The sequence below is a fragment of the Burkholderia singularis genome, from assembly GCF_001718875.1.
In the GTDB taxonomy this organism is placed as follows: domain Bacteria; phylum Pseudomonadota; class Gammaproteobacteria; order Burkholderiales; family Burkholderiaceae; genus Burkholderia; species Burkholderia singularis.
This window is the reverse complement of record NZ_CP013448.1, coordinates 2,409,935-2,424,794: the sequence shown is the minus strand read 5'-3', so window position 1 is coordinate 2,424,794 and position 14,860 is coordinate 2,409,935. Positions and strand designations below refer to the sequence as shown.

At 70.8% G+C, this 14,860-nt stretch carries 4 protein-coding genes; 2 read left to right on the top strand and 2 right to left on the bottom strand.

The genetic code is table 11. From position 1 onward, the window contains the following. Positions 1 to 410 precede the first annotated feature (410 nt). The gene (locus AQ611_RS10700) at positions 411 to 2,384 is read left to right on the top strand and encodes a VWD domain-containing protein (RefSeq protein WP_146011795.1); all 1,974 of its coding nucleotides are present in this window, start codon (positions 411 to 413) and stop codon (positions 2,382 to 2,384) included. A gap of 168 nt (positions 2,385 to 2,552) precedes the next feature. On the opposite strand, the gene AQ611_RS10695 is transcribed toward AQ611_RS10700, so the two are convergent. Continuing rightward, a complete protein-coding gene (locus tag AQ611_RS10695; protein WP_069234509.1) occupies positions 2,553 to 4,301 on the bottom strand; it encodes a cyclic peptide export ABC transporter in 1,749 nt (582 codons plus the stop codon). A gap of 332 nt (positions 4,302 to 4,633) precedes the next feature. Next, a complete protein-coding gene (locus tag AQ611_RS10690) occupies positions 4,634 to 4,999 on the bottom strand; it encodes a hypothetical protein (protein ID WP_069234508.1) in 366 nt (121 codons plus the stop codon). 15 nt (positions 5,000 to 5,014) lie between these two features. On the opposite strand from AQ611_RS10690, the gene AQ611_RS10685 reads away from it, so the two are divergent. After that, positions 5,015 to 14,851 carry a non-ribosomal peptide synthetase gene (locus tag AQ611_RS10685; RefSeq protein WP_069234507.1) on the top strand — a complete coding sequence of 3,279 codons (9,837 nt, stop codon included), beginning with the start codon at positions 5,015 to 5,017 and terminating at the stop codon, positions 14,849 to 14,851. The last annotated feature ends 9 nt before the right edge of the window (positions 14,852 to 14,860 follow it).

Genomic DNA, 14,860 nt, shown 5'->3' with positions numbered 1-14,860 from the left:
CTGGGATTTTATAAATCGTAGGAATTCAAATTTCCCGTTTTGCGGCGATTGTCTGATCAATCGGAAGAGTTCGAATGCATGATGCGATGGCCGCCACATGAATAGGCGGAGTCAGGCGGCGTCGTTTTTCTCATCGCGGCGTTGGACCCTGTCATGGCGGCCGGCGGCAGAATCGGCAGGCCATTTCCTTCTGATGATTCCCATCAAAGATGCAAACGCATCAACAATAACGCTCATGATTTACCTTGGCTGGTGATTTTCTCTACCCTCCGAAAATAAAAAACGGTATTTTTTAAATCCGATTTTTTCGCGATATGTAAAAAGACGCCTATATTTTTCTGGCACGCCTATCAATTCATCAAAAATATCGATATTCCCGGCGTGCGCGATCCGCGTTTTGGAGGGCGATCATGCAATCCTTTTTCTCTTCATCGGTGCGCGGCATCCGGGCCTTGGGAATCTGGGCCGCGGGATGCGTCGCTTCAGCCGTGTTGTTGTCCGTCGACGTGTCCGCCCAGCAACCGCCCCCGCCGGCCTCGGCGGCGGCCGCGCCGCTGCCGGAAGCCGTCGCCGGAGAGCAAGCGCTGATGAGCCAGGACGAGCAGCAGAAGCGGCAAGCATGGCAAAAATCGATGTCGCAAAGGCCGGTGCCGAAGAAAGGCTGCTTTCGAGGCGCCTATCCAAGCCTCGAATGGCAGGAAGTGCGTTGCGGCGAACCGTCGAAATTCCAGAATCCGCCGGCTTCGGGGCCTCGGCCGAACCTCGTCGGCAACGGCAACGATATCTCGGCCCAGGTGTCCGGGCCGAAGATCAACACGGCCATCGGCAGTTTCGACAGCGTCACGCCGTCGAGCGTCACCGTCTCCGGGCCGTGGGGCGGCAACGCGAATGCCGCAAATGCGTTCACGTTGCAGATCAACAGCCAATTTTTCTCGACGCCGGCGTGTAACGGCGTGGCCGGCTGCATCGGCTGGCAGCAGTTCATCTATTCGCAGAATCAGTGCGGCGGCCCGTGCATCTTCATGGAGTATTGGCTGATCAATTACGGGGCCACTTGCCCGGCGGGGCCCTGGATTCAGTCCGGCAACAGCTGCTGGTTCAACTCGGCCAGCACGCCCGCGCCCGCGATAAGCGGCGCGCAATTGCAGGGAACCACGTTGACCGGCACGGCCTCGGCCACGACCGATACCGTCGTGCTCACGTCGCCGGGCGGCACCGCCACGGCGACGGCGGCCGATAGCGTGGTCAGCCTGAGTCAGCAGTGGAATACCGCCGAGTTCGGCATCTTCGGCGATTGCTGCTCGTCGCAGGTCAATTTCAGCGCGGGCACCACGCTTGTCGCGCGCACCCGCGTCATCAACGGCAACACGAGCGCTCCGGCCTGCGTTGCGCAGGGCTTTACCGCCGAGACCAACAATCTGAGCTTCGGCCCGAGCCCGCCCGCCGCGTCGGCGCCGGGGCCGGCGGTCATCTTCGCCGCCAGCAGCGCGGGCGGTTCGCCGTCGAACTGCGCGGCGGCCACCACGATCGGCGACACGCATCTGACAACCTTCGGCGGCTTGCTGTACGACTTCCAGGCCGCGGGCGACTTCCTGCTGGCCGAGACCGGCCCGGACTTCGCGGTACAGACGCGCCAGGTGTCGGGCGCGCCGAGCTGGCCGAACGCGACGGTCAACAAGGCCGTCGCGGTGCGGGCGGGGAAAAGCCGCGTCGCGATCTGTCTGGCGCCGCCGCGCGTCGTGATCAACGGCAGGCAGGCGCGTATGGTCGAGAAGCGGGCGACGCTGCTTCCCGGCGGCGGGCAGATTCTGGTCGACGGAAACGTATACATCGTGCGCGGCCCAAGCGGCGACAGCATCCGCGCGGTGAACAACACCAGCTATATCGACGTTTCCGTCGGGCTCGGGCGCTGGCCTGGCAACGTTCGCGGCCTGCTGGCCAACGGCACGGGCGGGGTTCGCTCGATCGAGACGCGAAGCGGCGAGATGCTGATGAGCCCGTTCTCGCATGACGCGCTTTACGGCCGCTTTGCCGAAAGCTGGCGCGTGCCCGCGAACGACTCGATGCTGTCCGCGTGCGGGGGAACCCGGATCGAGCGCAGCGTGCCGAGGCGGCCGTTCTTCGCGCGGGATCTGCCGGCGGATCTGGCCAAGCGCACGCGCGCGGTCTGCGTGCAAGCCGGCGTCAGGCAGGGCCCGCTGCAGGACGCTTGCACGCTCGATGTCGCGGTGATCGGCAATAGCGACGCGGCCAAGGTGTTCGCGGCCATGCCCGATCCGGTCGCGCTCGGCGATGCCGTCGGCGACGACGGCAAGGGCACGGGCGGCTGCCGGCGCGATGACGGCAATGCCGACGGCTGCAAAGAAGACGGCTCGAAGATGTAGGGGCGGTAGATGTGCGCGGCAGGGGGCGAGATGGGCCGCCAGTGCGCGGTATCGGGCGGCCCATACGCGCCGGTGTTCCGAGCCGGGCGGCATATCGAGCGGCGCGCGCCGGCGCGCGAAATCGGGTAGCGCATCGGCGGCCCGCACGCACCCGCGCACCCGTCGCGATTATCCGCTGGTCCCGTTCGCGAGCGCCGCGGCGTGCGCCGGGCCGTGCGTCTCGCTGACGATGCGTCCGTTGTCGAGCTTCAGCACGCGGTCGGCGGTCGGGAAATAGCGGTCGTCGTGGCTGATCACGATCACGGTCTTGCCGCGTGCGCGCAGCTCCGGCAGCAATTGCTCGTAGAACACCGCCTTGAACGCCGGGTCCTGGTCCGCGGCCCACTCGTCGAACAGGTAGAGCGGCCGATCCTCGAGATAGGCAACGACGAGTGCAAGCCGCTTGCGCTGCCCGGTGGACAGCGCGCGGGTCGAAAACGCGCCGTCGACGACCTTGACCTTGTGATCGAGCGCAAGCTTGGCGACGAGCGCGTTCGCGCGCGCATCGGCCTGCGCGCGCGCCGCGTCGCTCGGATCGACGATGCCCAGCAGCGCGTCGAACAGGTGGAAATCGTTGAACACGGCCGAGAAGCGCTCGCGGTACGCGGCGCGCTCGACGAGGCCCACCGGCTTGCCGTCGAGTTCGATGACCCCGCCTTCGGGCTCGTAGAGCCCCGTGAGCACCTTTGCGAGCGTGGTCTTGCCGCTGCCGTTGCCGCCGACGATGAACACCAGTTCGCCGGGCTTCAGCGTCAGGTCGATCGGACCGACGCGGAACATCCGCTCGTCGCGCTCGTGGAAATACGAATGGGTGACACCGCGCAGCGCGAGCGTGCGAAACGGCGCATGCGCCGCGCTTTCGTCCGGCGCCGGCGCGGTGCGCAGCGCGCCGAATTGCGCCATCAGCTTCTCGATGCGCTCGAGCGACACGCGCGCCGCGTTCAGTGTCGGCACGTTGTTCAACAGTCCGTCGAGCGGCAGCAGCATGAACAGGAACACGACCACGTAGCCGGACGCGGCGCCCGTGTCGCCGCGCACGCCGAGCGCGGGCCAGAACGACGCGACGCCGAGAAACACATAGAACAGGAACACGATCCAGCCGACGCCGACCGCATACGCGCTGAACGCGCGGCGGCGATGGTCGCGCACTTCGGCGATCGCGGCGCCGAGCTGCCCGTCGACGAACTGGCGCGAGCGCGCCTGATGCAGCTTCAGTTCCTTCGCGCCGGAGAACAGCGCGCCGAGGTAGCCGAACAGTTTGTCCTGCGCGCGGCCCGCATCCTCGAGCCATGCGATCGCGCGCTTGTCACCCGCGTGATAGCCGAGCGAGCCGATCAGGATCGCCGCTACCGCGAGCAGGCAGACGGGCCACGACAGCCACGCGAGGTAGCCGAGGCAGCCGAATACGATCGAGCCGTGCATCACGAGATTCGGCAGCGCGAAAAACAGCATCGACACGTTGGTGGCGTCGTCGGTCAGCACCGATTGGACGGGCGCCGCGCCGATCCGCTCGACGTCCTGCAACTCGGCCGCCGCGACGCGCCGCGCGACGTGCTCGCGCAGTTGCGCCATGGTGTCCTGCGACAGCCGCGCGAACAGCACGCCGGTGACGATCCGCGTGACGAGCGCGACGACCGCGCAGAGGCCGAAGCGCCATGCGAGCGAGGCGTCGGCCGCGCCGGGCTGCGACAGCGCGCGGCTCAACGTGGCGACGAGCAGCACGCTCGACGCGCCGTTGAGCACGCATGCGACGAGCGCGAGCGCGAACGCGCCGCGCGAGCGCTGCAGCAGCGCGAGGATCAGGCGCCGCGCGTGCTTTGGCGCGGCGGGGGAATCGGTCGAGGGCGGGGCGTCGAGGCGCCCAATGGCGTCAGTCATCGGCAGGTACGGATCAAGAGAAATCGAAGACGGCGCTTCGGCGCGGCGAAGCGGACGGCAAGGCGCATGCAACGCCCTTCGATCGTTTAGACGAACGGGCGCGCGGAATCTTTACTCAGGCGGAACGCCATTTGGGGGCATGCGGGGACGCGGCGGCTGTCGCCGGCGATTCGCTGGGCTGGGCGGGCCGGAAGAGCCACGCGGGCTGGGCGGGCCGGCGGGGAATGGCATGGGTTTCGCGGCGATCCCACACCAATTTCGACGCGATGCGCACCGGATGCCGGCCGAGCGCGGGCAGCGTCGGCGCGCGGGCGTTTGGGTTTTGCGTTTGCTCATGTCGTTTGGGTTTTGCGTTTGCTCATGTCATCAGCGCGCGTGGCGTCCATTTTGAGCAATGACGCGCGGCCGGCGGCCTGCGCAAGCCCGCATTCTTGCGGCACGAACGGGGCTGGAGCCAGCGCTGCATGGAGCAAATGGCGCAAGCGGAGCGAAAAGGGCAACCGAAACGGGCACGCGACGCAAACAAACGCCCCCGAAAAACGCCCCCAAAAACGCCCGACAGCCGCATCAAAAAAAGCAGACAGAACAAAAAGAGCGAAAGGTCGATTAAAAAAAAGGGCGCGCGGTTCGTCTTGCAGTTGAAGCGGCCCGATCGCGGCCGGCGACATGAACGAACCGGCCGAACCGGCCAGTGCCAACGGACTTCACGCCCTATGAAGAGCTTTCCGACTGCGCTGCATCAACGAATCCGCGCACTCGCGCGGCTTGCGCCCGACGCGCCCGCGCTCGCGTCGTTTGCGCCCGACACCGTGCGCCTGTCGCGCGGTGAACTCGACGAGCGCGCGGCGCGCCTCGCCGCCCGATTACGCGAAGCGGGCGTGACCACGGAAGTGCGGGTCGGTGTATGCGTCGCGCGCTCGTGCGACCTGTTCGTCGCGCTGCTCGCCGTGATGAAGGCAGGCGGCGTGTTTGTCGCGCTCGATCCGCGTCACCCGGCCGCGCGGCTCGACTGGATCGTGCGTGACGCCGGGCTCGCGCACGGGATCGTCGACGCATCGGCCGACGCCGCGATGCGCGCGCGTTTCGCGCAGTGCTTCGACGTGGCGAGCGCCGCGCATCCGGAGCCGTCCGCGCCGCGCGTATACGGCGACGACGCGGTCCACCCGCGCGCGGCCGCGTACATGATCTATACGTCCGGCTCGACGGGCACGCCCAAGGCGGTGGTGGTCGAGCACGGCCCGCTTGCCGCGCATGGCGACGCGCTTGCCGAGTCGCTGCCGATCGGCCCCGGAGACCGCGTGCTGCATTTCGCATCGGTGAACTTCGACGTCGCGATCGAGGCGTGGCTCGTGCCGCTCGCCGTCGGCGCCAGCGTGGTGATCAGCGATCCGCCGCCGTTTGCGCCCGATGCCGCGCATGCGCTGATCACGCGCGAGCGCGTGACGAACACGACGCTGCCGCCCGCGTATCTGCGCGAGTTCGCGGCGGTGTGCGCGCGCGACGGCGTGCCGCCGTCGCTGCGCGTGCTGCTGTTCGGCGGCGAGGCCATGCCGCAAAGCGCGTTCGACGAGATTCGCGCCGTGTTTGCGTCGATTCGGCTCGTCAACGGCTATGGGCCGACCGAAGCCGTGATCTCGCCGATGCTGTGGCCGCTCGATCCGGGCGCGACGCCCGCGCTCGACGCCGCTAACGGCTACGCGTCGCTGCCGATCGGCTGGCCGATCGGTCCGCGCGTCGCGCGGGTGACCGCACAGGACGGCGCGGCCGGCGCGCCGGCCGCACGCGGCGAAGCGGGCGAGCTGCTGCTCGGCGGCGTCTGCCTCGCGCGGGGCTATCACGGCCGCGCGGCGCTCACCGCCGAGCGCTTCTTGCCGGACCCGGCGGGCGAGCCCGGCGCGCGGATCTACCGGACAGGCGATCTCGCGGCCGAGCGCGCCGACGGATCGTTCGACTACCTGGGCCGCATCGACGATCAGGTTCAGGTGCGCGGCGTGCGGGTCGAGCCGGGCGAGATTGCCGCGTGCCTGCTCACGTATCCGGGCGTGCGCGACGCGGGCGTGCTTGCCGAAACGGCCGGCGGCCGCACGCGGTTGATTGCGTGCGTCGTTGCGGCCGATGGCGCGAGCGCGCCGCCTGCCCGCGACGGCGTCGCGCTCGACGACGACGCGCTGCGCGCGCATCTCGCCGCCCATTTGCCTGCGGCATGGCTGCCGCACCGGTTCGCGTATTTCGACAAGCTGCCGTACACGCTGAACGGCAAACTGGATCGCGCGGCGCTGCGCGATGCGATCGCGGCGCAGCCCGCCGAGGCCGCCGCCGATTATGACGCGCCACGCACCGATGCCGAGCGCCGGCTCGCCGCGCTGTGGCAGCGCGTGTTGAACGATCGCGCGCCGCTCGGCCGCGCCGAGCGCTTCTTCGCCCGCGGCGGCGATTCGCTCGCCGCGATGCAATTGCAGACGGCAATCCGGCTCGAATGGCGCGTCGAATTGCAGCTCGACGCGATTTTCGACGACGTGCCGCTCGCCGAATTCGCCGCGCGGCTCGAACGCGCCGAGCCGCTCGCGAGTGCGCCGCCCGCGATGATCGCGGCGGCGGCGCATCCCGCCGTGGCGGGCTTTGTCGAGCGCCCGGCGTCGTTCGCTCAACAGCGTTTCTGGGTGCTCGCGCGCACGCAGGATGCGGGTGCCGCTTATCACGTGTCGTTCCACTGGGACGTGGATGGGGCGCTCGCGCCCGCTACGCTGCAGCGCGCGCTCGATACGCTGATCGCCCGCCATGAAGCGTGGCGCACGACGCTTGCCGAAAACGACGACGGCGTCGTCATGCAGCGGATTCACGCGGCGCTGCCGGTACGGCTCGCCACGGCGGATCTGCGCGGCGAGCCGGCGCGCGGCGAGCGGCTCGACGCGTTGACCGAGCATCATGCAAGCGCGCCGTTCGATCTATCCGAAGGCCCGCTCGTGCGCGCGCTGCTCGTCACGCTTGCCGATGGCGCGCAGCGTTTCCTGCTGACGGCCCACCATGCGGTGAGCGACGGCTGGAGTTCGCGTTGCGCGTTCGGCGAACTGACCCGCGCATATGCGGCATGGGCCGAGGGCCGCGAGCCGGAGCTGCCCGCGTTGCCGATCCAGTATGCGGATTACGCGCAGTGGCAGCGCGATGCGCTGGACGCGCGCGAGACCGCGCGCCAGCTCGCGTATTGGCGCGGCGCGCTCGCCGATGCGCCGGCGCCGCTCGCGCTGCCGCTCGACCGGCCGCGCGCCGCCGAGCGCGATTACCGCGGCGGCCGGATCGCGCGGCGCCTGTCGGCCGGCGCGTCCTGCGCAGTCCGCGAACTCGCGCGGCGGCTGCATGCTTCGCCGTTTACCGTGCTGCTCGCCGCATTCGATGCGTGGCTGTTCCGCTTGACGGGCGAGCGGGATCTCGTCGTCGCCGCGCCGATCGCGCAACGCGCGCGGGCGGAAACGGCGCCGCTCGTCGGTCTGTTTCTGAACACGCTCGCGTTGCGTGCCCGTGTATCGCCCGCGCAGTCGTTCGAATCGCTGGCTGCGTCGGTGCGCGACGCGGCGTTCGGCGCGTTCGCCCATCAGGACGTGCCGTTCGACCAGGTCGTCGATGCGGTGAAGCCGCCCGTGCGTCGCGGCGACGAGTGGCTGCGCGTGAAGTTCGCGCAGCAGTTCGACCTCGAATTGTCGTGCACGCTGCCGGACGCGCAAGTGCGCATGGCGCCGGGGCTCGATCCGGCCGCGCGCTTCGATTTCGCGCTCGATTTCACCGACGATCCGCGCGGCATCGAATTCGTCGCCGCATATGCGCGCGACGCGCTCGACGATGCCACCGCGCACGCGTGGCTCGACAGCATCGCGGCGCTGGTCGACGACGCGGTGCGCGATCCAAGCCGCGCGATCGTCGAACTGGCGGTGGCGATGGCGGGGACGAGCGGCGCCGCGTCGCACGCGTGGCTCGCCGGCCGGCCGCTCGCGACCGACTCCGACGTGCTCGCGCCGTTCGCGCGGGCGGCGGCCGAGCATCCGCACCGGATCGCGCTCGCCGACGCCGGCACGCAGCTCACGTTCGCCGAGCTGGACGACGCGTCCAACCGAGTCGCGCTCGCGCTGCGCCGCGACGGCGCGCGCGCGGAGACGCCCGTTGCGATCTGCGTCGAGCGCTCGGCGCGCTTCGTCGTCGCGCTCGTCGGCGTGCTGAAGGCCGGTGCGTGCGCGGTGCCGCTCGATCCGGCATCGCCGCGCGAGCGGATCGCCGCGGCGCTCGCCGCGTGCGGCGCGCAGCGAATGTTCGTGGCGGGCGAATCCGGCGCGCCCGGCGGTTTGGACGGCTTCGGCGGCATCGCGCTCTTCGACGTCGACGCATGCGCGCATGACGCGTCGCTCGCGCATGACGCCGCGCCGCGCGTATCGCCGCATCCGGAGCAGGCCGCGTACCTGATTTTCACGTCAGGCTCGACCGGCGAGCCCAAGGGCGTCGTCGTCTCGCACCGCGCGCTTGCCGATTACGTGGCGGGCATGCTCGACGAGCTGGCGTTCGCGCCCGGCGCGTCGATGGCGATGGTGTCGACGGTGGCGGCCGATCTCGGGCACACGACGCTGTTCGGCGCGCTGTGCTCGGGCCGCACGTTGCATCTGCTGCCCGCGCAAGCGGCGTTCGATCCGGACCGCTTCGCGCACGAAATGGCGACGCGCGCCGTCGGCGTGCTGAAAATCGTGCCAAGCCATCTGCACGCGCTGCTCGATGCGCAGCGCGCCGCCGACGTGCTGCCCGCGCACGCGCTCGTCATGGGCGGCGAGGCGCTGCCGTGGGCGCTTGTCGAGCGGATTGCCGCGCTCAAGCCCGGCTGCCGCGTGATCAATCACTATGGGCCGACCGAGGCGAGCGTCGGCGCGCTCGTGTGCGACACGTCCGCGCCGGCGCAGGCGGCACTGCGCACGGCCGCCGGCGGCTCCGCGCGCAACGTGCCGCTCGGGCGGCCGCTGCCGAACGTGCACGCTTGCGTACTCGACGCGCACGGCGCGAGCGTGCCGGTCGGCGCGATCGGCGAGCTGTATCTGGGCGGCCCGGGCGTGGCGCGCGGCTATTGGCAGCGCGCGGCGGCGAGCGCCGAGCGCTTCGTGCCGCATCCGCACGGCGCGGGCGGGCGCGTCTACCGAACCGGCGACCGCGTGCGGCTGCGGGCGGACGGCCGGATCGATTTTCTTGGAAGGCTCGACGATCAGGTGAAGATTCGCGGCTATCGCGTCGAGCCGGGCGAGGTGAGCGCCGCGTTGCGCGCGCTTGACGGCGTCGCGCAGGCCGAGACGCTGGCCGTCGAGCATGACGCGCGGCTGCGCCTGGTTGGTTTCGCGTCGCCCGCGGCCGGCGCGCGGCTCGACGGCGCCGCGCTGCGCGACGCGCTGGCCGCGCGCCTGCCGGATTACATGGTGCCCGCCGCGATCGTCGTGCTCGCTACGCTGCCCGTGACCGCGAACGGCAAGGTCGATCGCGCGGCGCTGCGCGCGCTCGCGCATGCGCCGGCCGCGATTCCCGCCGCCGGCGCGCACGACGCCGATGCGCCGCAGGACGAGCGGGAGGCCGTGCTCGCGGCCGTTTGGCGCGACGTGCTGAAAGCGCCGCGCGTCGGACGCCACGACAATTTCTTCGAATTGGGCGGCGATTCGATTCTGGTGTTGCAGGTGATCGCGCGCTCGCGCAAACGCGGCGTCAAATTCACGCCGAAACAATTGTTCGATGCGCCGACGCTCGCGCAGCTTGCGCGCGTGGCCACCTCGATCGATCCGGCCGCCGTGCCGAAGCACGGCGCGGCGGCGCAGGCCGACGCGGCCGCCGCCGGACGGCCCGCCGGCGAGCCCGCGCGGGAGAACGGGCTCACGCCCGCGCAATTGCGCTTTTTCGCGCTCGATATCCCGCGGCGCGGCCACTGGAACCAGTCGATCGAACTCGACGTCGCCGGCGCGTTCGATTTCGACGCGTTCGCGCGCGCGTTCGACGCCGTACTGACCCAGCATCCGGTGTTCCGGCAGCGTTTCGCGCCGGCCGGTGCGAACGGCGCCTGGCTGTGCGCCGACGCGCCGCGCGCATTCGATTCGCTGCCGCTCGCGGCGGCCGCCGCGCGCGACGAGGCCGACGCGCTCGCCCAGTTCGACGCGCTGCAATGCACGCTCGACGTGACGCACGGCCCCCTTGCATGCGCGTTCGCGGCCGCGCTGCCCGGCGGCGCGACCAAGCTTTATCTGGCGATCCATCATCTGATTGTCGATGGCGTGTCGTGGCGGCTGCTGCTCGACGATCTCGACGCCGCGTACCGTGCCGCCTGCGAGCGCCGGCCGGTGCGGCTCGCGCCGGCCGGCGCGAGCGCGTCCGACTGGGCGGCGCGGCTCGCGCGCGCGGCCCGCGATCGCGCGGGCCCGTTCGCGGCTGAGTTGCCTTACTGGCGCGCGCTCGCCGGTCCGTGCGACGATCTCCGGCTCGACCACCCCGGCGCGGCGGCGACGAACGCCGACGCCGCCGTGGTGATCCAAACCATCGACGCGGCGCTCACGCGCGAGGTGCTGGCCGACGCGAACGCCGCGTATCGCACTCACGCGGTCGAGTTGCTGATCGCGGCGCTTGCCGCCGCGCTCGGACGCCACGCCGGCGCGGCGTCGTGCCGGCTCGAACTCGAAGGGCACGGCCGCGAGCCGCTGTTCGACGATATCGATGCGAGCCGCACGCTCGGCTGGCTGACGAGCCATTATCCGGTGGCGTTCGCGATCGGCGCGACGCCCGAAGCGACGCTGGCGGGCGTGAAGGACACGCTGCGCGCGGTGCCGAACAAGGGGCTCGGTTTCGGCGTGCTGCGCCATTACGGCGACGACGCGGCGCGCGCCGCGCTCGCCGAGGTGCCGCGCCCGCGCGTGACGTTCAACTACCTCGGCCAGTTCGACGCGCCGCGCGACGCCGCACTCGTGCCGCGCTTCGGCGGCGCAGGATGCGAGCGCGATCCGGCCGGCCCGCTCGGCAATGCGCTCGCGATTCACGCGTATGTCGACGCGCATGACGCACGCGCGTTGAAAGTGCATTGGGTGTACGGCGCGACGCAGTTCGAGCGCGCGACGATCGAAGCGCTCGCCGCGCAGTTCGACGCGGCGCTGCGCGAACTGGCGGCGGCGTGCGCCGCGCGCGTGGCCGAGCGCGGCGCGGGCGCGACGCCGGGCGATTATCCGCTCGCGCAGGCGGCCGGGCTCACGCAGGCGGCGCTGGACCGGCTGCCGTTCGACGCGCGCGCCATCGACGATATCTATCCGCTGTCGCCCATGCAGCAGGGGATTCTGTTCCATACGCTGCTCGCGCCGGAGCGCGCGACCTATGTGAACCAGCTCGTCGCGACGCTCGTCGAGCCGGACGTCGAGCGGCTGCGTGCCGCATTCGACGCGGCGGTGCCGCGTCACGACATCCTGCGCACCGGTTTCGCCGCGCACGAGGCCAAGCCGATGCAGATCGTCCACCGGCAGGCGCGCATGCCGGTCGAGCTGGTCGACTGGCGCGGCGCGCATCCGGACGCCGCGAGCCTGGATGCCGCGCTCGACACGTGGCTGGCCGGCGACCGCGCGCGCGGTTTCGATCTCGCGGCGCCGCCGCTGATGCGCGTCACGCTGATTCGCACCGGCGAGACCGAATGGCGGCTCGTCTGGACCCGCCATCATTTGCTGCTCGACGGCTGGAGCACGGCGAGCCTGTTCGCGCAGGTGCTGCGCGACTATATCGAGCCGCCGCGCGCGAACCCGTTTGCCGCGCCGGCGCGCGAGCGCTATCGCGATTTCATCGCGTGGCTCGCGCGGCGCGATGCCGACGCGGATCGCGCGTTCTGGCTCGAGCGCCTCGCGCGGCTCGACGAGCCGACCCGCGTGGCCGAGCGCGAGAGCGCCGCGGCCGGCGACGCGGCCCAAGCGGCCCACGCAGCCCACGCAGCCCACGCAGCCCACGCGGCGCCGAGCCGTGCAAACTGGCGCGCGGCATGGTCCGCCGCCGACACCGCACGCGTGGCCGATGCCGCGCGGCGTCTGCAAGTGACCGTCAATACGATCGTGCAGGGCGCGTGGGCGCTCGCATTGCAGCGCGTCACGCATCGCACGGCCGTTGCGTTCGGCGCGACGGTCGCGGGGCGGCCGCACGCGCTGCCCGACGCCGACAAGGTGCTCGGCCTCTACATCAACACGGTGCCGGTGATCACCGCGCCGTCGCCGCAGCTTGCCGCGCGCGGGTGGCTTGTCGGCCTGCAACGCGACAACGCGGCCGCGCTCGAGCATGCGCATACGCCGCTTTACGAAATCCAGCAGTGGGCGGGAATGGGCGGCGCGCTGTTCGACACGTTGATCGTGTTCGAAAACTACCCGGTCGACGAAGCGTGGCAGGGGCACGATCCGCGCGCGCTGCAGATGCGCGCGCTGCGCAACATCGAGGCGACCGATTTCGCGGTGACGCTCGGCATCGAGGCCGGCGATACGCTGTCGATCGATTACGGCTACGATCCGCAGCGAATCAGCGGCGCGCGCGTGCGGGCGCTGCACCGCGCGTTCGCCGCCTGCATCGACGGCCTGATCGCGGACCCGGACGCGCCGCTCGGCACGATCTCGTGCGCGCAAGCGGACGATCTCGCGCTGATCGCCCGCTGCAATGCGACCGGCGTGAGCTGGCCCGACGCGCGGCGCGCGCCGCTGCACGAGCAATTCGAGGCGGCGGCTCGCGCGCGGCCCGACGCGGTCGCGCTCGAAATGGCCGGCGGCGACGGCGCGATCCGGCGCTTGACCTATGCCGAGCTTGACGAGCAGTCGGGCCGCGTGGCGGCGGCGCTGCGCGCATCCGGCGTGCGGCCCGATTCGATCGTCGCGCTGTGCGCCGAGCGCTCGTTCGACATGCTGATCGCGCTGCTCGGCGCGCTGAAGGCGGGCGCCGCGTATCTGCCCATCGATCCCGACTATCCCGACGAACGGATCGCGTACCTGCTCGGCGACGCGAAGCCGCCCGTCGTCATCACGCAGGCGCAATGGCGTTCGCGTATCGATACGGCGTGCGCGGACAGCGAAGCCGCCGTCTTCACGCTCGACGCGCTGCTCGCGCATCCGGCCGCCGGCCTGCCGCCGCGGCGCGCCGACGTATCGCCCGATCAACTCGCGTATCTGATCTACACGTCCGGCTCGACCGGCCAGCCGAAGGGTGCGGGCAACACGCACGGCGCGCTCGCGAACTGGATTGCGTGGACACAGGATGCGTCGCCGCTCGCATGCGACGACGTCGTGCTGCACAAGGCGCCGTTCGGCTTCGACGTGTCGGTGTGGGAATCGGTGTGGCCGCTCGCGGTCGGCGCGACGCTCGCGATCGCCGCGCCCGCGGACCATCGCGATCCCGCCCGGCTGGTCGACGCGATTCACGCGCATCGCGTGACGACGCTGCATTTCGTGCCGTCGATGCTCGCCGCGTTCGTCGCGTATCTCGACGATTTCGCCGCGGCCGGCGCTGCCGCGCGCTGCGCGAGCGTCAAGACGATCTTCGCGGGCGGCGAGGCGCTTGCGCCCGAGCTGGTCGCGCGCGTGACCGCGCGGCTGCCGCACGTGCGGCTTCACAACTCGTATGGGCCGACCGAATCGGCGATCGGCGTATCGCATTGGACCTGCACGGACGACGATGCGCGCGCGGGCTCGGTGCCGATCGGCCATCCGATCGCGAACGTGCAACTGCACGTGCTCGACGCCGCGCTCCATCCGGCGCCGCTCGGCGCGACGGGCGAGCTGTATCTGGGCGGCGCGGGGCTCGCGCGGGGCTATCTCGGCCGCGCGGCGCTGACGGCCGACCGCTTCGTGCCCGATCCGCAGCACGCCGGCGCGCGCCTTTACCGGACCGGCGACCTCGTGCGCCGACTCGCCGACGGCGCGCTCGACTATCTCGGCCGGATCGACACGCAGGTGAAGCTGCGCGGCCAGCGCATCGAGCTTGGCGAGATCGAAGCCCGGCTGCGCGCGGCGGCGCAGGTGCGTGATGCGGTCGTGATCGTGCGCGACGAGCGGCTGATCGGCTATGTCGCGTGCGCCGTGCCGGCCGCGTTCGACGAAGCCGCGCTGCTCGAGCAACTGCGCGCGCAATTGCCCGCGTACATGGTGCCCGCGCGGCTCGTCGCGCTCGACGCGCTGCCCGTCACGCCGAACGGCAAATGCGACCGCCGCGCGCTGCCCGAGCCGGTGTTCGACGCGCGGCCGGCCGACGTGCCGCGCACCGATACCGAGCGCGCGCTCGCGGCGATCTGGCAGCGCGTGCTGCGCGTGCGCGAGATCGGCCGCGACGACGATTTCTTCGCGCTCGGCGGCCATTCGCTGCTCGCCGCGCAAGCGAACGCGCAGGCGAACCTGCAATGGGCGCTGACGCTGCCGCTGCGCACGATCTTCGACGAGCGCACGCTCGCGCGTTGCGCGGCGGCGATCGACCGCGCCCGCGACGCGAACCGCGGGCGCGACGCCGCGAGCGCGATCGACGCATTGCTTGGCGAGCTTGAAACCCAATAAGGAATCCGC

What these genes read in the sequence shown, in the direction of transcription:
- AQ611_RS10685 (WP_069234507.1), top strand. Translation starts at nt 5,015, where the DNA reads ATGAAGAGCTTTCCGACTGCGCTGCATCAACGAATCCGCGCACTCGCG.
- AQ611_RS10700 (WP_146011795.1), top strand. Translation starts at nt 411, where the DNA reads ATGCAATCCTTTTTCTCTTCATCGGTGCGCGGCATCCGGGCCTTGGGA.
- AQ611_RS10695 (WP_069234509.1), bottom strand. Translation starts at nt 4,301, where the DNA reads ATGACTGACGCCATTGGGCGCCTCGACGCCCCGCCCTCGACCGATTCC.